14 protein-coding genes and 1 pseudogene are annotated in these 18,794 nt (G+C 61.9%); 3 read left to right on the forward strand and 12 right to left on the reverse strand.

The window, feature by feature from the left end:
• Positions 1–86: 86 nt before the first annotated feature.
• The 6 genes from AC1AXT_RS07660 to AC1AXT_RS07685 all read right to left on the reverse strand — a co-directional run bounded on the left by AC1AXT_RS07660 (position 87) and on the right by AC1AXT_RS07685 (position 7,638).
• A complete protein-coding gene (locus tag AC1AXT_RS07660; protein ID WP_476541067.1) occupies positions 87–1,022 on the reverse strand; it encodes a carbohydrate ABC transporter permease in 936 nt (311 codons plus the stop codon).
• Between the two features lie 3 nt (positions 1,023–1,025).
• Positions 1,026–2,060: a carbohydrate ABC transporter permease gene (locus AC1AXT_RS07665; protein WP_476541069.1), complete on the reverse strand. Its 1,035-nt coding sequence runs from the start codon at positions 2,058–2,060 to the stop codon at positions 1,026–1,028.
• 17 nt (positions 2,061–2,077) lie between these two features.
• A complete protein-coding gene (locus AC1AXT_RS07670; protein ID WP_476541071.1) occupies positions 2,078–3,466 on the reverse strand; it encodes an ABC transporter substrate-binding protein in 1,389 nt (462 codons plus the stop codon).
• Positions 3,467–3,544: 78 nt separating this feature from the next.
• Positions 3,545–5,089, reverse strand: coding sequence for an arabinosylfuranosidase ArfA (gene arfA / locus AC1AXT_RS07675; RefSeq protein WP_476541073.1), 1,545 nt, complete (start codon positions 5,087–5,089; stop codon positions 3,545–3,547).
• Between the two features lie 158 nt (positions 5,090–5,247).
• On the reverse strand, positions 5,248–6,282 hold the full coding sequence (locus AC1AXT_RS07680) for a glycoside hydrolase family 43 protein (RefSeq protein ID WP_476541074.1): 1,035 nt from the start codon (positions 6,280–6,282) through the stop codon (positions 5,248–5,250).
• A 348-nt stretch (positions 6,283–6,630) separates the two neighbouring features.
• Positions 6,631–7,638 carry a LacI family DNA-binding transcriptional regulator gene (locus AC1AXT_RS07685; RefSeq protein ID WP_476541076.1) on the reverse strand — a complete coding sequence of 336 codons (1,008 nt, stop codon included), beginning with the start codon at positions 7,636–7,638 and terminating at the stop codon, positions 6,631–6,633.
• A gap of 172 nt (positions 7,639–7,810) precedes the next feature.
• Between AC1AXT_RS07685 and AC1AXT_RS07690 the strand changes: the two are divergent.
• Positions 7,811–7,927: pseudogene (locus AC1AXT_RS07690) on the forward strand (LacI family DNA-binding transcriptional regulator); the annotation flags it as partial.
• A gap of 29 nt (positions 7,928–7,956) precedes the next feature.
• On the opposite strand, the gene AC1AXT_RS07695 reads toward AC1AXT_RS07690, so the two are convergent.
• The 5 genes from AC1AXT_RS07695 to AC1AXT_RS07715 form a co-directional block, all read right to left on the reverse strand.
• On the reverse strand, positions 7,957–9,162 hold the full coding sequence (locus tag AC1AXT_RS07695; RefSeq protein WP_476541078.1) for a Wadjet anti-phage system protein JetD domain-containing protein: 1,206 nt from the start codon (positions 9,160–9,162) through the stop codon (positions 7,957–7,959).
• 19 nt (positions 9,163–9,181) lie between these two features.
• The gene (locus AC1AXT_RS07700) at positions 9,182–12,694 is read right to left on the reverse strand and encodes an ATP-binding protein (RefSeq protein ID WP_476541079.1); all 3,513 of its coding nucleotides are present in this window, start codon (positions 12,692–12,694) and stop codon (positions 9,182–9,184) included.
• Positions 12,691–13,395, reverse strand: a complete 705-nt coding sequence (locus AC1AXT_RS07705; protein WP_476541081.1) for a DUF4194 domain-containing protein — start codon at positions 13,393–13,395, stop codon at positions 12,691–12,693. Before AC1AXT_RS07705 ends, AC1AXT_RS07700 begins: the two co-directional genes overlap by 4 nt.
• 105 nt (positions 13,396–13,500) lie before the next feature.
• On the reverse strand, positions 13,501–15,033 hold the full coding sequence (locus AC1AXT_RS07710; protein ID WP_476541083.1) for a DUF3375 family protein: 1,533 nt from the start codon (positions 15,031–15,033) through the stop codon (positions 13,501–13,503).
• 158 nt (positions 15,034–15,191) lie between these two features.
• Positions 15,192–16,436 carry an ATP-binding protein gene (locus AC1AXT_RS07715; protein WP_476541085.1) on the reverse strand — a complete coding sequence of 415 codons (1,245 nt, stop codon included), beginning with the start codon at positions 16,434–16,436 and terminating at the stop codon, positions 15,192–15,194.
• A gap of 209 nt (positions 16,437–16,645) precedes the next feature.
• Here AC1AXT_RS07715 and AC1AXT_RS07720 point away from each other — a divergent pair, with 209 nt between their 5' ends.
• Entirely contained in the window at positions 16,646–17,014 is a 369-nt protein-coding gene (locus tag AC1AXT_RS07720; RefSeq protein ID WP_476541087.1) for a phage holin family protein, read from the forward strand.
• A 23-nt stretch (positions 17,015–17,037) separates the two neighbouring features.
• Here the strand turns inward: AC1AXT_RS07720 and AC1AXT_RS07725 are convergent, their stop codons facing one another.
• Positions 17,038–17,985 carry a hypothetical protein gene (locus AC1AXT_RS07725; protein ID WP_476541089.1) on the reverse strand — a complete coding sequence of 316 codons (948 nt, stop codon included), beginning with the start codon at positions 17,983–17,985 and terminating at the stop codon, positions 17,038–17,040.
• 119 nt (positions 17,986–18,104) lie between these two features.
• Between AC1AXT_RS07725 and AC1AXT_RS07730 the strand changes: the two genes are divergently transcribed.
• Positions 18,105–18,782 carry a carbonic anhydrase gene (locus AC1AXT_RS07730; protein ID WP_476541091.1) on the forward strand — a complete coding sequence of 226 codons (678 nt, stop codon included), beginning with the start codon at positions 18,105–18,107 and terminating at the stop codon, positions 18,780–18,782.
• Positions 18,783–18,794 lie beyond the last annotated feature (12 nt).

Consider the following 18,794-nt stretch of genomic DNA (forward strand, 5'->3'; position numbering starts at 1 on the left):
TGATTACGGCTCCTTCGTCGCAATGACGGCCATCGCCTAGAACGACGGCCGTCATGACTCAGTTTGGTTGCAATGCTTAGTGGAGATCAGGACTTGACCGACCCGGCCGTAAGACCGCCAACCCAGTACCGCTGCAGGAACAGGAACGCGAGCACCATCGGGATAATCGAGATGAACGAGCCGCTTGTCACGAGGTTCCACACCTGCTCGGAGGCAGCACCAGCCTGCGACTGGGACTGCCACTGCGTCAGACCAACAGTAATCGGGAACAGCTTGCTGTTGGTCAGCACGACCTGGGGCAGGAAGAAGTTGTTCCATGCGCCGACGGTCGACAGAAGATAAACGGTCGTGATGGCGGGCGTCATAATCGGCAAGGAAACCTTGAAGAAGGTGCGCAGCTCGCCAGCACCGTCAACGTGCGCTGCCTCGATCATTTCATCTGGCAACGATTCCTGACAATAGATGCGCATCAGGTAGACACCCATCGGATTAAGCAGCGTCGGCAGCAGGACGGCCCACATCGTGTTGACCATGCCGATTTTGCTCATCAGCAGGAAAATCGGGATGACCAGCGCAGTCGATGGAATCATCAGCGCGCCGAGCACGAGGTTGAAGAATGCTTTCTTGCCACGGAACTGGAACTTCGCAAAGCCATAACCGGCGCACACCGAGATGACGGTGGAGGCAAAACCACCAAGCAATGCATAGATGAACGAGTTGAGAATCCAGCGCCAGTAGATGCCATTCTGGTACGTGCTCAGCTGCTTGATGTTGTCCCACAATGCAAACTTGTCCGCGAACCACAGCGATCCGTGTTCGCCGAAGAACAGCCCATTATTCGTCTTCGTCGAAGCGACGATGAGCCACCAGACCGGCAGCAGGAAGTAAAGCATAGCGAGGATAAGGACGACTATCGTGAAGATGTGCTTGTTGCCGCGGATCTTGCTCTCCCGAGCCTTCTTGGAGCTGCGAGTGGCGCGACGTCCGTCGGATCGCGAAGCATTGAATGTTGCCATAGACATGGGTCAGTCCTCCAATCCAGACTGCTTCTTCGTGAAGTGCATGAAGATAACGCTGAAAATGACGACGATGAAACCGAGGGCGAATGAAATCGTCGCCGCGTAATTGGGTTGGTTATAGCTGAACGCGAGCGCTTGCGCGTACATGTTCGGCGTGTATTGCGAGTCGATGACGGTCGGCGCCTGATTGCGCAGAACGGTCGGCTCGGTATAGAACTGCAACGTGCCAATCAATGAGAAGATCGTGACCATGACAATCGAGCTCGAACACATCGGTACCTTAATGCTCGTTGCGATGCGTAGTTCAGACGCACCGTCGATGCGTGCCGATTCATACAGTTCGCTCGGGACCGACTGGAGCGCCGAGTACAGGATGACCATGTAATAGCCAGTCCACTGCCAAGTAACAACGTTGACAAGGGCACCGAAGATACCGTTCGTTGACAGAAAGTCGGGCGCCTGCAAGCCGAACAGCTCAAAGATCGATGTGAATGGGCCCATGTTTTTCGAATACATAAAACCCCACATCAGCGCGCCGATGACGCCTGGGATGGCATACGGCAGGAAGATGATTAGGCGAGAGACTGACGCGAACTTGTTCTTGAATGCGTCGAGCAGCAACGCAAAGATCAGCGCAAGGCCAAGCTGGAGCGGCACCATGACGACGGTATAGAGAAGCACTCTTCCGAGGCCGCTGAGAAACAGCGTATCGGTAAAAGCCCTCGCATAGTTAGCTAGACCTGTAAATTTTGTGCCGAACACATTCGACGTGTACAGCGACATGATGAATGCATAGACGAGCGGGATGACGAGGAACAGCACAAAGACGATGCCGAACGGAATGGTGAACACCCATCCCCACAGGTTGCCGCGACGTGCGGCCATGCTCGTTCCCCCGACTTGTGCGTTGTTCTTCTTGAACTTTGCCATGGGAAACCTCCGGAAAGGAAAACGGGAACCGGCAGCGGTCCGAGCGACAGGCGCTCGGACCGGTTGGTCAGCGGCATCTGGCTGGAAGCCGGTGCCGGTGCCGGTTTCCACTGCCGGGCGAGGGGTTTTTATTCGACGGTGTAGCCTTGCTGCTGTGCGTAGGAGTTGAGCGTCTTGTCGAGGTCGGAGAGCGCTGTGCCAACCTCGGTGTTGTCTTGGAAGACACTCTTGAGCATCTTGGCCTGCTCGTCATAGGCATAGGTCTGGAACGGCAAGAAGGAATAGCCTTGATAGCCTTCAGCGACCGGAATCGTAATCTCATTGGCCTTCTGGCCACCGAGGAACGCAACTTTCTCATCCTTGAAGTAGTCGGAGTCCAACATGCTGGTCCACGCCGGGAACAGGCCACCTGTCGTTACGCCAATCTTCTGGGCGGCCTCGGACGAGAACAGCTCGCGGGCGACAGTGTAGGCCGCCTCGGTGTCCTTGGCTTGATCGGTGACGGCCCACGCGGAACCGCCCTGGTTTACATCGGGGGTCGAGTCGTCCCAGACAGGTGCCTTGTAGATGCGGAAACCGGAATCGGTGTCACCGTCGTCAGAGCTGGCAGCCAGGTAGCCGGTCTGCCAAGAGGCCTGCACCCATGTCGCGTACTTGCCGCCAAGGATGTTCGTCGTCCAGTCGGTTGTGTTGGCGTCCGTCGTGTCCACGAGACCTTCATCGACAAGGTTCTTCCAGTACTTGAGGACCTTCTGAGCTCCCTCGGACTCGTAGTTGACCTTGACCTTCGTCGGATCGGAGGCAGAATATGTATAGACGTCCGTACCGGTCTGCGCGAAGAACGCAATCAGCATCGCAGTGCTGTTGAGAGGGAAGTCAGTCAGATAGCCGTCATAGCCTGCGGCCTTGAGCTTCTTGCCTGCCTCTGCGAACTCGTCCCACGTCGTCGGCACGTCAACGCCGTACTGCTTGAAGATGTCCTCGCGGACATACATGACGAACGGGCCAAGGTCGACCGGAACACCGTAGACCTTGTCATCGGTGCCGAGCTGGACGCTCTTCCAGGAACCGGCGGTGTAGTCGTCCTTATAGTCATTGAAGCCGAACTGGGACAGATCAACGAGATGCTGCTGATTGCCGGTCATGAACTGGGGCATGGCTTCGTACTCGAGCTGGATGACATCTGGTGCGCCGGTGCCGGCCTTGATGGCATTCTGGAACTTCGTATACTCTCCGCCGCCCTGGCCGCCATTGTTCCAGCAGACCTGCAGGTCGTCATGGTTTTCGTTGAAGTCGTCGACGACCTCCTGAATGCCCGGATACCAAGCCCAGACAGTAACCTTCTGAACGCCGTCCTTCTTGATTGTGTTCGTGCATGACGCATTGTCGTTCGCTGTCTTATCAGTGTTGACGCTGGCAGCGCTGCTTTCGCCCGAACCGCCGCCTCCGCAGGCGGCCATCGATACTGCCATTACGCCGGCCGCCACCGCGGCCAGCAGCTTCGTTGCTTTGTTCATGAGAGGTCCTCCTTTGGATTTCTCATCGGTGTTGTTGGTTTCTTGATGATGGAAAGAAAGAATTGGGAAAGGTCGCTTCTAGCGCTCAATCTGGATGGCGGTCCAGCTGATTGGCGGCAGCGAAACATGGATGCCGTTGCCATCGCAACGGACCGAATCGTTCGGCTGTGCCGTCACATGGTCTTGGTCGTCGCGGGTGTTCTTCGCCCACGGATCGTCATCGTGGACCGTCGTCGCCGTGACCGACGGTGCGGAGATGACGGAAGGAAGCCTGACATCGAAGTCGATGGTCTCCTCAAGGGAGCGGTTGACGACGAAAACGTTAATCGAGCCGTCTGTGCCGAGAACGGCGACCGAATCAACGAGCGGCACTTCGCCGTAGCGGTCCGTCGCCATTGTCCCGCTATCCAGCTTCGGTTCAAGGACAGTGCCACCCTTCGCAAGTTTTGCGGTAATCGCGAACGGGTAGAACGTCGTCTGGCGCCACGCAGGGCCGCCTTCCTCGGTCATGATCGGGGCAATGACGTTGACGAGCTGCGCCAGACATGCGGAATGGACGGTGTCGGCGTTCTTGAGCAGCGTAATCAGCAGGTCGCCAACGACGACGGCATCAGCAGCTGAATAGACATCCTCGAGCAGGTGTGGGGCGACCGGCCAGTTGCTGATGCCTTCCGGATTCTTACTCGGCTCATCATCCATGTACCAGACGTTCCATTCGTCGAACGAAATGAACACGTCATGGTCGCTCTTGAGGCGCGCCTTCGTAGCCCGAATGAACGACGCCACCTCCTGGATGAAGCGTTCCATGTCGACGCCCGATGCGAGGAAGCTGGCCATGTCGTGCTCGCCATCGGCATTACGCCGGGGCCAGTAGTACGAATGGCAGGAGACGAAGTCGATGTTTTCGTATGTTTTCTCAAGGACCGTCTGCTCCCAGCTGCCGAACGTCGTCATGTCATGCGCGGCGGAGCCACAAGCAACGAGCTCGAGGTTAGGGTCAATCCTTCTCATGCCGAGTGCCACGGAATTCGCGAGGGTTCCGTACTCCTCCGCGGTCTTGTGGCCGGTTTGCCAGTCGCCGTCCATCTCGTTGCCGAGGCACCACATTCGAATATTGAAGGGCTCATCTGCCCCATTGGCGCGGCGCCACTCACTCAGAGCCGTGCCACTGGGAACATTGGCATATTCCAGCAAGTCAAGCGCTTCCGACAGCCCGCGCGTACCAAGATTGACGGCCTCCATCAGTTCGTTATCGCCGGTCTTCCGGAGCCATTTCGCCATCTCATGCAGACCGAATTGATTCGTCTCAGTCGAATGCCAGGCGAGATCAAGGCGCCGTGGGCGATCCTCCTTAGGCCCTACGCCATCTTCCCACCTATAGCCGGAGACGAAGTTGCCGCCTGGATAGCGCACTGTTGTCACGCCGAGTTCCCGGACGAGATCGATGACGTCCTGGCGGAAGCCGTCTTCGTCAGCCGTTGGATGGCCTGGCTCGTAGATGCCGGTATATACGCAACGTCCCAGATGCTCAACAAACGATCCAAAGACACGGTCGTTCACCGGCGCAATTTTGAACGCATCGTCGACGACGAGCGTCGCGGAGCGGTTAAAGGATTCTGCCATCGGGGAGCCTCCATTTCCTGCAGCATGGCATATTCTTGCTGATTTTTTTAAATGACTTTCTCTAAAATATTTTCCTTCATTGGAATCAGAGAATGAGTATTGAATATCTTTTATTGTTTTGTTTTGATGATATAAAAGCTTTTTATGACCGTATTTCCCTACACCGTTTCATCGACGACGAGACGGCCATCAGGAGGAAGCACCTCACACGTCGCCGGCGTCCAACGCGTGTCCTGCAGTGGCGTACCAAAGTCCGGCATGCCATCTTCCTTCCATCGAACACGGCCGACACAGGCATGACGATTGGGATCGAACAGCGGGTCACCGAGAATCTCGACGTAGTTCCGGCAATGATAGACGAGCAAGTCGTTGCCGTCCGCGTCGACGGTGAACGAGTTATGCCCAGGCCCAAACTGGCGGACCGATTCATCGGAAACGAATACCGGCTCCGGCAGCTTCGTCCAGACGCTCGAGTCGAGCAAATCCGTCGGATTGCCATCGGCATCTACCAGCGGCGCCTTCAGCATGCCCATCGCATATTCAGGACCAGTTCCGGACGCCGAGAACGTCACGAACACGGTACCGCCGTGCATGAGGACCGCCGGCCCTTCCTCAACAGTGAAGCGAATGCATTCCCAGTCGTATTCCGGCGACGAAAGGCGAATAGCCGGGGTATCGAGAGTCCAAGGATTGACCATGCGGGCAATATAGAGATTCGAGTTGCCGGCAATCGCAAGGTCCTGCTGCGCCCAAATCAAATACTGGCAGCCGTCAGCAGCAACGAACGTCGTAGCGTCAAGCGCGAACGTCTCCATGCCGGTATTCACCTGGCCACGCTCAACCCAGGTGCCGGTGATCGGATCGTCATCATCACAGGTCAGGCAGAAGATGCGATGCTGGAACGTATGGGTATCTAGCGCGAGCTCTGTAGTAGGGGCAGCCGCGAAGTAGACAATCCACTGCCCACCAATCCGATGAATTTCCGGCGCCCAAATCAGCTGGCTCATCGGACCACTCTCACGGCGACGCCAGATCGTATGCTCTTCGGCCAACTGCAGATCCGCAAGCCGATTGGCGCGGCGCAGCACAATGCGGTCGTAAGTTGGGTAAGAGCCAGTGAACAGGTAGCCAGCATCGGTATGCAGCACGAACGGATCCGCGCGCTGCAAGACGATCGGGTTAGGCAGAAGCATCGTCGCCTCCTCTCATCCAGTGCCGTGACGCCCATTGTCACGGCATTCAATGGAACCATCTGAAGCGATGTCCAAAATCTACTGTGACAAGGACTGTGCACGGTTCCAGTTCTCATGATACGACATCATGCATCATCGGCGTGTCGCCAACGAGCAACACGCTGTGTTTAGGCAGTAAAATCAAGGGTTTCACCGTCACGGCGAAGCCAATATGCAATTTGGGTTTTCTAAAGTGAACTGAAACCGATTTCAGTCACTGCATGAAACGAATACGCATATTTTCACGTGAAACAGATATTGTCTTATTGACTCACGAACGCCGGAGAACACAAAGCCTACATCGAACATCTAGCGCGTGGTCTGCCGCACGATGAGTTCGCACGGCAGAGTGACACCGAACGGCTGACTGCCATTGATCAACTGCATCAGCTGATCAACCAGATGCCGCGCGATGCCATCGAATGGCTGCCGGATCGTCGTCAATGGAGGATCAGCCATCGATGCAATGGTCGAATCGTCGAATCCTACGACTTGAACATCATTGGGTACCGTGAGACCATGCGCACGGATTGTCTGCAATGCCCCAACGGCCATCGCATCTGAAGCGCAGAAAACGGCATCAAGATCAGGATGGTCATGCAGCAACTGCTCCATCTGTTCACGCCCGCTCTCCAGCGAGTAGTCGCCATGAGCAATGCGATTGTCAGCGTCGGCGCCCAGCACGGAAAGGAACGCCTGCATGCGTTCGCGGGCGCCGGGAGGGCCATAGGGTCCGGAAATCATTGTGACATAGTGCGCCCCACGCTCGAGCAGGTATTCAACGGCCCGCTTCGCGCCGCCGAAGTCCTCAACGTGTACATAGCCGACCGGAATCGTCTCATCATTGGGCTGTTCGGCAACGACGGTCGGAATGCCAGCATTGACGAGATCAGCAATCATCTCGCTCGAATCCTGATGCCAGGCGACCTGGATGACGCCGTCAACATGGCCGGCCTGCAAATAAGCAAGATTGCGGCGTTGTTCGTCCTTGTCATTCGTCGCCATCAGCAGGAACGAAACGCCGCGCTGCCCGAGCTCATCGGCTAGCGCGCGCAGCAATGTCGCGAAATTAGGATCCTCGAACAGTAGATGCTGCGGCTCGCCGAGCAACAGCGCGACCGATCCGGCACGTCCCGTTACGAGCGCCCGCGCATGCGTGTTCGCGACATAATGCGTCTGCTCGATTGCATCCTTGATCTTTGCGGCAGCTTCATCGCTGACCCAGCGGTGCCCATTGAGATAACGGGAAACGGTAGCACGGGAAACGCCGGCAATTCGCGCCACATCCTTGATAGTCGGCTTGCTACCCTGATTCACGTCATATCCTTACTCAAGAAAATCCTGCCCTTGGCCAGTTCTGACCAGTCTAATGCACCGAATCCTAAAAGGTCGTATGCCCCCTACGCCGATGGGACACAAAATCTCACATAAGACCCCTCAGGGTCTCGGAAGTATCATGGGGGCAGGAAACCCAGCAGAAGGAGCGGCAATGGTCGGTATGCGCGACGTGGCGAAGAAAGCGGGCGTGTCGGTAAGCAGCGTCTCGCTGGTCATCAACGGCACCGGGTACGTGTCCGACGACATGCGCAGCCGCGTCGAAGCCGCGGGCGGCCAGCCAGCGCCGCGTTACGGCCTCTATTGCTCCGGTTCAAGGCAGCCCAATGCATAGGGGAGCGGAATGCGTTCCTGTTCGATGCGGCGAATGCCGCGCGGCCCGCAGCAGACTTCCCGGTACGCTTCGTATTCCGCTTCCGTCAGCGAAAGATTCTCCTTCGGCGCCCGCGGCTTGATTGCGCTGCCTTCCGGCGATAGCTGCGTCAAAACGTCGCCGAACGCATCCAGCGTCGCCATATCCATGCAGATCGACCGGCAGGCGACGCCGGCTTTGCGCAGATCGCTGAGGATTTCGAAGCCGTCGGCATCGAGGTCGCCCCAATACACGACATCGAGAGAGGCGCCGCTGCCGCCATTGCCACCATCGCTGCCGCGCAGCCACGGCATGGCGTCCGGCGCTTCCTTGACAGCACGGCCGGAGCCGAACAGCGTCACCGTGCGTTCCAGCGCCGGCAGCGCGAGATAGGTGTCCTTATTTTCCGTGATTATCACACGTGAAACATCCATTTCTGGAGCTTCGCTCGGCAGCCACGCCGTCGCCATGCGCTCGGCCCATCCCGCAGCAGCCGGAGCGAGGTAGCGGAACCGCACTTCCGCAGGACGTTCCTCCAGCGGCAGCGACGCAATGCCAAGCAGCACACAGATTGCCTTGCGACGCCGGGAACGCTCACCGTCCAGCCATTTCGCGCTGAACCCGGGCAGCGGCACCATGCGCGCCGTCAAGTGGGTAGGCCGCTCGCGGTCGCCGCCCGCGCCGCCGTTATCGCTAAGGTACCCGCGGAACCACGCAGCCGCCTTCACGACGAGGTCGAAGCCGGCGTCCGGCTCGTCGCGCAGCGACTTCACGACGCCCATCGCAACGGAAGGTTCCACGCCGAACTCATCGCACAGCCGGCCGCACCGTTCCAGCGCTGTGCGACGACGCTGCGCCGTTTTACGTGAAACAATCTTCAACGCCACCGCTTCCGACGGTATCGTTACACGTGAAACAAACCGTTGCGTTACCGGGCCGACGCGACGGTTCCCGTACGCAATCTCCAATCCATGCTCCGCAGCCCACCGCTCGGTCTGCGCATCCTGCCGCAGCAGTTGCGTCGGTTCCTCGCGCAGCTCCTGCGCCGCCGGAACCCCAATCGCCACCGCGAACGGCCACGCGCCGTCCACGTCGAAGCAGTGGCGTTCCATCCGCGCATCCGCCGCCGCGCGAATCTCCTCCGGGCCTTTCATCTCGCTGTTTTCCGAACCGTCACGATTGCTGGAGGTCGGCGCTGTGCAGCGTGGTGACGCCGGTCGCCGGGTCCTTGCGGGCGACGACGACCTTCGAAGCGCAGCGCATGATGTCGCCGGTCTTCGACTCCGGCGCCGACACGATCACCTGGAAGCCGAGCCCCGGCAGCGCGCTCAGCGCACGCCGCGTGTACTGGCCGTCCGCCTTGATCAGCGCTTCGTCGAGGAAGACGGTGGCGTACGACGGCTCGGTGGCGTTGTCATTCGCCAGCAGGTACATCAGCGCCGCGCCGTAGGCGAACGACGTCAGTTCCTGCAAGTAGCCGCCGGAACCGCCGCCGGTCGACGCGATGCGTTCGACGGTGCCATCTGCGGCCGTCACTTCCGCGGAGAACCGCGAGCGGCGCCGCGCGTCCAGGTAGCTTTCGCCGCGCCCGTTCGCCGCATGCTCGGGGAAGCACGACTCGATCATCTCTACCAGCGCGCCGCACGCCGCGAACAGCCGCTTGCAGTCGTCGATCTGCGGTTCGGCAACGTGCGACCATTCCGCCAGCTGTTCCAGATTGCGCCGCAGCCGCGCCATGAACGCCGTCGCCGGCGCCTCGATATTCGCCACGATCGACAGGCGCCCCTTGCGCGCGCCGAACGGGTGTGGCGCGAGCAGCCGGTTGATCTTGCCGATCTGCTCGGCAATCTGGTTGCGGTCTTCGGTCAGCGCGCTGTGCAACTGCTGGAGGTCCTTATGGATTTTCTCCATCGAATTGAAGTATTCGCGGTCGGCGGCTTCGCGGATGACGTTGGCGCGCAGCTCGCGCAGGTCGTCGGCGTACGACTGGTAGTCGTCCACCCGCGTACCCACCGGGCTGTCCGGCGACAGGTACTCGCGCCGGTACGCTTCCATATGCGTTTCGCACACGCGCTGCAGCTTGGTGGCGTCGCCGTCCAGCTGCTTGATTCGCTCCGCCACCGTCTGCGCCGCCTGCTCGCCGAGCCGTTCCATGACGCGTCCGGCGTCGATCGGCCTGGCATGGCTGCCTTGCGCCGAAAACGCTTCCTCGAGCGACAGCAGCGCCGCGGCGCGGGGCTGCGCCGTCTGAGATTGCGCCCCGAAGAACTCCGCATACCCCTGCTCCAGCACGTCCCGGCATTCGCCGCGCAGCGCACCGTCGCCTCCCGACGCGCCTGACGTTCCCGACGCTCCAGGCACCGGCGCGGCACGACGCATCTGCGCCGCGTCCAGCCACGTCCGGGCGGCTTCCTGCGCAATCTGCGCGCGCCGGCTTTCTTCCAGCGCCGTCGCCTGCGCCTGCCGCGCCCGCTTGAGCTGCCCTTCGCATTCGTCGCGCTGGGCGATGAGCCGCTCGAGTTCCGGATTGGAACGGATGTCGTCAATCGTCGCCTGCAGCTGCGCCACCTGCTCGCGCGCGGATTCGACATCGACCTCCGGCCACGAGGCGCGTGCCACGAGCTCGGCAAGCGTCTTCTTCGCGTCAAGCCGCTTGAGTTCGCCGTCGGCCTGCGCCGTCTGCGCGGCGACGTCGGCATGCCGCGCCGTCAACGCGTCGATTTCCTCGCGCAGCTGCGCCAGGTACGACTCGTTGACGAACCCGATGATCGCGCTCATGCCCTTCGTGCCGTGCCGCCCGCGGTCGGCGTCCTTGATCTGCCCGTCGCGCTGCACCTGCCGCACCGACCGGTCAGCGTCGTCGATCGCGTCGACGCAGCGCGCGTCGTTGCGTCCGTCGCTGATCCTCGCCGCGAGCCAGCCAGCGAACGGCGACTCCTCGTTGATGACGATCCGTTCCGACAGCCAGCCTTCGCTGGAACCGTCCGCGGCGCCGCGCTCAATCTCGTCGTCATACGAACGTTCCGTGTCGACGAACTGCCAGTTGCGCCGCGGCAGTTCCTCGCGCGGAATCGTGCTGACCTTCGCCGCGAAGCCGTTTTCATAGCGCTTGTCGACGAGGATGACCGGCGCGAGCGAGGCATAGGACACGTTCATCGCCACGCGCCATTCCTCGGCGTCGTCGGCGACGTCCATCAGCTCCGCCACATACGGCAGCTGCGCCGGATCGAGGCCGACGGCCTGCGCGATCCGGTCGCGCGACGAACGCATGTCGGCGGTGATGCGGGAGCCGGACTTGCGCTTGCGTTCGTAGTCGTCCTCCAGCGCGGCCAGCTGCTGCGCGAGCTCCCTGCGTTCGTGCAGCAGCTCGAAATAGCGCGTCGTCAGCGCGTCCTTGCGTTCGTTGTAGTCGGTAAGGAACGCGTCCAGCTCGCTTTGCAGCGCATCCCACGCGCCCTGGTCCGCCGGCATCGCCGTTTCGGCGCGCTCGAACGCCGACGCCATCCGGCTGCGCCGCACTTCGCGGTCGCGCGCCTGCTGCGACGCCTGCTGCAGCTGCGTTTCAAGCAGCTCGAGCCGTTCGCCGCCGGCGCCGCCGATCTTCGCCTGCAGCGCCTTGGCGCGTTCCTCGAGCGTTCCTATCCGAGATTCGCCGGCTTCCACCGCCGCAGCGCACTGCGCGGCCTGCGTTTCGTACGCCGGCAGCATTTCGGCGACGTCGTCGTCGGCGCGCGCCTGCAGCCATGCGGCGCGCACCGCCGCGCTGCCCTCGCGCTGCGGGTCGACGGCGCGCAGCGCCTCGACCTGCCCGCGCGCCTCGTCGTAGGCTCCGTAATCCCGTTCGATGGTTTCCAGCACGTCCAGGCGACGCTGGCTCCCTTCCATCGCATGGAAGTTCTGCTCGAACTGGCGGTAGTCGTCGGCGGTTTCCCGCCCGCGCTGCACGGCGCGCGGCTCGCCGAGGACGCCTTTGCGGAAGATGTCGTCGAGCTGGCTGGGCGCGTCGGAAGCCTGCATGCGGTGCAGCAGCCGGCAAGCCGCTTCGGTCAGCCCGAAGCGTTTCCAGACCACCTCGCGGAACTGGTTGGCCTGGCGGAAGAACTGGGCGCCGGGATAGACCTGCTTGAGCAGCGGAATCGTGAACGCTTCGTCGCGGCTGTCGTCAAGCAGCCGCGGATCGAGCGGCTCGCTGGACACGGCGAAAATCTTGATGACGTCTTCGGAGGAGCCGCCTGCCGGAAGGTACATGAACTTCGCAATCGACATGTCGGCGCAGTTGGCGGTGTCTTCATAGCGGTCGACGATGGCGCCCCAAACGGCGTACGGTTCGCCGTCGACGGTTTCGCCGCGCAGGTAGACGGCTTCGTCGTGGCCGCCGTCGTTGCGGATGCCGCGCTGCCCGCGCAGGTACGAATAGTCGCTGCGGTCGGAGCGGCCGGCGTTCGACGCCTTGTTGAACGCGGCGCCAGTGGGGTAGAGGAGCGAGACCTGCGCGTCCAGCAGCGTCGACTTGCCGGATTCGCTCTGGCCGGTCAGCAGCGTCACCGTCTGGTCGTCGGCCTCGGACGGCGCGAACGTATGGTAGCCGTCGTAGGAACCCCAGTTGACGAGCTGGCGTTCGCGCAGCACCCAGTGCGGCGCAATCAGCTCGATCTGCGCGTAATCGTCATCCCAGACTTGCGTCATGCCGCCGTGTCCTTTCCATCCGCGCCATCGCCGTCGAGCTGCCCCAGCCATGCCCGCATGCGCTGGCTATCCACCACGGCGGCCAGCAGCGGCGTGATCAGCTTCATGCCGTCGTCGGCTTCGGCGAGGAAGCCGTTGGTTTCCATCGCCGCGATCAGCGCGTCGGCTTCCTTCTCCACCGATTCCTCGCTGTTGCGTCCGGCGAGCGGCCCGGAACCGCTCGACAGCTGCTGAACGAGTTCTTCACGTGAAACAATCCAGTCGCTCGGCGGCACCTTCATGTTTTCGTATTCGAGCGCCTTGCGCCGCAGAATGACGGCCAGCGCCGCCTGCGCCGCCGTCAGCGACGAACGGTGCTTCAGCGACGGCACATGCACGTCGGCGCCGTCGATGGGCTGCGCGTACATCACCTGGTAGTACTCGTCGATGACCGGCACGAGCATGTCGTTGTTCAGCGACCGCTCGACGTCCGGCAGGTAGTCCATCGCCTGCCGGAACAGCGCGCCGCCAATGCTGCGGCTGCGCTTGAGCGCAATCGCCGCCTCGCGCGCCGGCGCCGGCATGTCGCCGCGGTCGCCGTCGAACAGCGCGAACGGATTGGCCACGTCGGCCATGCCGGCTTCGTCCTCGAATACCGGCGCCGCATCGCCGGCTACCGTTGCGTTCGATGCGATGTCGCCGGTATCGTCAGCGAATTCCATCACGCCTCCTTCGCTTCGTCCGTTGCCGTTTCCATTGTCCAAAGATTTCCAAGATTCCGCGCCCCGCCTTCACGCCGCCGCATCCGCTGGTTCCCGAGCCACCATCTACGCCTGCGCGAGGAACTCGCGCAGCGTATCGGCTCCGACGGCCAGCGGCGCCGTCGTCCAGATCCGCTCGTCGCCGTCGGCGTCGACGCAACGCCACCGCCGTTCGAAATCTTGGTGTTCCGACGCTTGTGAACTCCCCTCGCAAGGCGCAAGGTAGCTTAGGAACCCCACGATTTCGCTTTCGCGGCGTTCGTCGACCGGCAGGCCGTTGAAGCTGGCCGCCACGTCGATGAAGCCGCCGCGCATCGCCGGGGCCGCCTCGATGAGTTCCAGCATCCGCACGATCCGCGGGCCGGAAGCGGCGACGATGGCGTGCAGGTCGGGCGGCGTCGCCGGCTGCGCCTGCGCAAGCTGAGGCGCCGAAGCGCGCGCCGGGGTCTCGCGGGCGCGCGTCGCCACCGTCGGCAGCGAAACGGAGCCGGTGCCGATGTCGAATTCCTTCGGCCCGCGCAGCGTACGGCCGCCGCGCGCCGCGTCGCCGAGCCTGCCCAGCAGCGTTCCCAGCTGGCGCGACATCGTGCGGAACTGCATGTCGCTTTGCTGGCGCACGAGCATCCTGATGGTTTCGTCGGTCTGCCGCACCTGGTGGCGCACGGCGTCGATGCCGTCGTAGATGTCGTCGAATTCGCGGTTGACGGTGTCCATCAGCTCGTCGGCGTCGTCGTGCATCCAGGCGCTGTGCGCGATGTCCTGCAGCGCGTCGCCGATTTCGCGACGGCTTTCCGGCGCGTACATAATCTGGAACGCGTCCTCGAACCGGCGCCCTTCGTCGCTGAGCCGGTGGATGCGTTCGTAGCCTTCATGGTAGAACGCCAGCAGTTCGTCGGCCGGAACGTCGGCGCCGTCCATGCGCCGGCGCAGTTCGTCGCCGTTGTCACGTTCGGCGACGACCAGGTCGCGCAAATCCACCGGCACGCCGCGCAACGTGTTGTGCACGACGTTGATGATGTCCGACACCTGTTCCGCCGTCAGCGGCTCGGTGGTGCCGGTCGCCCGCAGCTGGTCGATCTGGCGCTGTCGTTCGTCGATTTCCCCCTGCAGAATGCCGATGCGTTCCTCGACGTCGACGGTAAGCTGCTTGCGGGCGTTCTCCACTTCGAGAATGATCGAGTTGACCTGCGCTCCGGAGAGGGAAACGGTGCGCTGCTGCAGCGTTCCGAGCGCTTCGATGGCGCGGTGCGCGCGCTGCGTCAGCCGGCACATCACGCGGTGCGTACGGCGGTCGACGGAATCGGCGATCCAGGCGTAGTCGTCGTCGCTTTGCGCCTTGAGCTCGCGCAGGATCCGCCGCGCAGCAAGGCCGGCGTCCTCGCCTTCGTGCGGTTCGAAGGAACCGTCGCCGATGAGCAGCACCAGCGAATCGGCCATGTCGGCGAGCAGCCGTTCCTGCGGCACTTCGCCGGTCAGCGGGTCGAAGGCGGCGCGCAGCAGCGCAACGTAGATGCGGGCATTGGGACGCAGCAGCATGCGCAGCGCTCCGGTTTCGTACACGGGCCGCAACTGCGCCAGCTCGGTCCTCACATCCGCCATCGCCACTCCGTTCCGTAATCGTCCCCGATTCTACCAAAACGCCTGAATGGCAGCCGCTGGCGCCTATGCAACGCAAGGAGTCGGAGCAGAATGAAAAGGTTCTGATGCAGTTTGCGTGGGTTGAGTTCGTAGCGATGCCCCTAGCGACGTATACATCGCTACTCTCCGATCAGCCACTCCGGCGCATACTCCACCTTGATTCCCTCTTCCGTCACACCGGTATCGAACCGGTTCAGCGTCAGTACAAGGCGGTCGTAGGCATCGGTGAGTTCCTGCAACGGTTTCAATTCGCGGGACCGGACCCGTTCATCCATCATGTCGAGCGTCACCTGGATGTACAGCCGCTCCGTACCGCGCCGGGCGACGAAATCGACTTCTCCGCCGGAATTTCCAGCTGAATTCGCGTTGCCGAGATCCCCAACCGTCACCGTGTATCCACGACGCACCAGTTCCATGAAGACAATGCCTTCAAGCTGGGCTCCGCGATCCGAATCCGGGTTTCCGGTTGCCAGGTTCCGAAAGCCGTTGTCGACCGGATACCACTTCTTATTCGGGTTGAGCAGCGCTTTGCCGCGGAGCCGTTCCTGCGGCGCCGAATACAGAAGGAAGGCGTCGCTCATCGTCGTCATCCACTGCTCGACGGCGTTTCGGGAAACCAACGTATTGTTTTGCCTGAGCGCTCCGGCCACCTTCGTCACATTGACCAGACTGCCGGACGTGCTAAAGAGATACTGGCAAAGTTTTCCGAGCGCCGTCTTGTCGCGGATCTGGTTGCGCGCGGCAACATCCCGGTTGACTACGCTTTCGTAGATATCAGTCAGCGTTTCGGCCCACCGTACGCCGTCCGGCCGCCCGTCTTCATAGATGGCCGGCATCCCGCCATACCGCATGTACTGGAGGAACTTGTCCTCCAGAGTCGTGTTATCGCCAATCGTTTCACTATACGCAACGATTTCCGCGAACGACAGCGGCTGCACGTCGACACTGACGTACCGTCCCGCAAGATACGTTGCCAACTCGCCAGAAAGCAGGTAGGCATTCGATCCGGTCACGTAGACGTCGACGGCATCCATCGTTTCCAGGCCCCGAACGATTCGCTCCCATCCAGCCACCCCCTGAATCTCATCCAGAAACACGTAAAAGGGGCCATCCGCCTTGAGTTTCAGCGCGTTGCCGATTTCCTCATGGAGATCCTGATCGGTGTAGTTGAAGAGGTACTGGAATTCGTCAAGCCTGCGGACGAAAACGTTTTCCTCCGGAACCCCCGACCCGACGAGCCGGCGCGCGAATTCGGCAAGCAGCGTGCTCTTGCCGCAACGCCGGACACCGGTCAGTACCTTGATCAGTTTGCTATCACGGTATTGTTCGAGATGCTTCATCAGCTCAGGACGTTCGATAAACATGATTTTCAGTATACTGAAAATAGTTACACAACAAGCCACGAATTTTCAACGTACTGAAAATTTACATCTCCCGAATCCTCCTCAGAGGCAGTCAAGGCCGCTCTCGCTGCCCCTCCCGACCTATCAAACTGCCCGCACAAACTACAACTGAGCCATAAAAAGGGTCTCTGTTGACGGCGGGGACTGTCGCGCGATGGCATAATCGGAACATGGGTCGCTTTTTCGCTCGTTGGATTGTTCTGACCGTTGCCGCGGCGGTCATGGTATTGCTGTTGCCGGGCATGCATGCCGTCGGCCATCCGCCGATTCTCGGCATCGCCGTATGGGCGCTGTTCATGGCGTTGCTGAACGCCTCGCTCAAGCCGATCGTGCAGACGCTCGCGTTGCCGTTCACGATACTGAGTTTCGGCTTGCTCGCGCTGGTCATCAACTGGCTGTTCATGGAGCTTGCGTCGTGGATGGCGCTGAGCCTGTTCGACGTGGGCGTCACGATCGGCGGCTTCTGGTGGGCGGTGCTTGGTTCGCTGATCATGTCGATTGTCAGCAGCATCGTTTCGGCGCTGATTGGCGCCGACTAGCCCCACGCCGTTCGAACCGGCCTTTATTTCAGCGCGGTTCCTCCGACGGTGAGCGTGAAGCCGTTGCGTTCGATGTTGGCGTTCGACGCGTCCGCGTTCTTGAGCGACGAGACGGCCGAATCTCCCGTCAATACGAGCGTCGAGGAGGCGTCCAGTTCCAGCGCCAGGCCGGTCGACCCGTCGAGGGTGCCAGTCAGCCGCGTTCCGTCGCGCAGCGCCAGCGTCGCCGAGTCGAGCGAATCGGCGACGTCGCCTTCGATCTGCACGCCGCCGAGCGTCAGCGTGCCGCCTTCGAGCGCGGCGATTTGCCCGCTTTCCGCGGTGTATTGGCCCCCGGAAACGCTCACCTGCGCGCTTCCCGTCAGCCGGAACAGCGGCGACGACTGCGCCGACCATTGGCCGCCTTCCAGCGCCACGCTTCCCGCCGTCGCAACCACGACCGGGCTGGATGCGCCGACCGTCAGCCCGGTGCCGCCGGTCACGCTCACGGCGCCGCCGGTGACCCACAGCGCCGGCGACGAGTTCTGCTTCGTCGTCAGCGACGGCTGCGTCAGCGTCACCGCCGTCCCTTCCCCGGCCACGTACAGCGCCGCCGCGCCGAGCCCGTCGGTCGTGACGGTCAGGTTCGCGAACGTCGCGTTCGCGCCGCCGCGCGCCAGAATCGCCGCGTTGGTGCCGGAATCCATCCACTGCCCGCTGGAAACGCCGGTCTTGATGACGGTATCGCCGCTCGCCTCCACCGTCGCGCCGTCAACGAGCAGCGCGTTCTCGTCGGCGCCGTCGGACTGCAGCATCTGCGCATCCAGCGTGCCGTCGCCTTCCACCGTCGTCACGGCGCTGTACTTCGCGCCCGCGCCGGCGGTTTCGCTGTCCGTATTGGACCCAGATTGGCATGCCGCAGCCGACAGCAGCATCGCCGCCGCGCACATCGCAGCTATGCTGCGTCCAAGATTCCTGTATATATCGCGCATGGGTTCCCTCCCGTTTCGTCGCGGAGCGTACGCCGTTGGGCGCTGGAGCGGCATAAGCTAGGGTACAGGATTCCGCGCGGGCTTCAATGCCGCGCCACCGCTTTTGGGAAAGAGGGCACATGACCGACACAACCGAGCGCACCGAAACGACCGCCAATACGACCTGGAGCGCCATGCTCGCCGGCAACCGCCGCTTTGCCGACGGCAAGATGATCCACCCGGCGCAGACGCCGGACATCCGCAAGGATCTGGAAGGCGGCCAGCACCCCGATGCGCTGGTGCTCTCGTGCGCGGATTCGCGCGTCGCCCCCGAAATCGTTTTCGACGCGGGGCTGGGCGACATTTTCAGCGTCCGCACGGCCGGCCAGTTCGTCGACGCCGGCACGATCGCGTCGCTGGAGTTCGCCGTCCGGTCGCTGCACCCGAGCCTGCTGGTCGTGCTCGGCCACCAGCATTGCGCGGCCGTCGCCGGCGCGCGCAAGGAATACGACGAACTCGTCGCGCGCACGGCGAAGGAAACCGGCAAGCCGGCCGCCGAATTCGAAGACGACATGGACCAGATCATCGACGCGTCCGAGGACCCGGTGTTCCGCTTCACCGGCCAGTCGGTATGGCAGGCAAAGATGGCCGACCTCGACTCCGCTGAAGATTGCGAGCAGGTGCATATCGCCCACACGCTCGAATACATCGTCACGCATTCGGAAACCATCCGCGACGCCATCGCCCGCGAACAGCTGATGATGGTCGGCGCCCGCTACCGCATGGACAACGGCCTGGTGGAAGTCCTCAGCTTCTAGGGCAGCTCTGAG

This window comes from Bifidobacterium sp. LH_450, assembly GCF_056356715.1.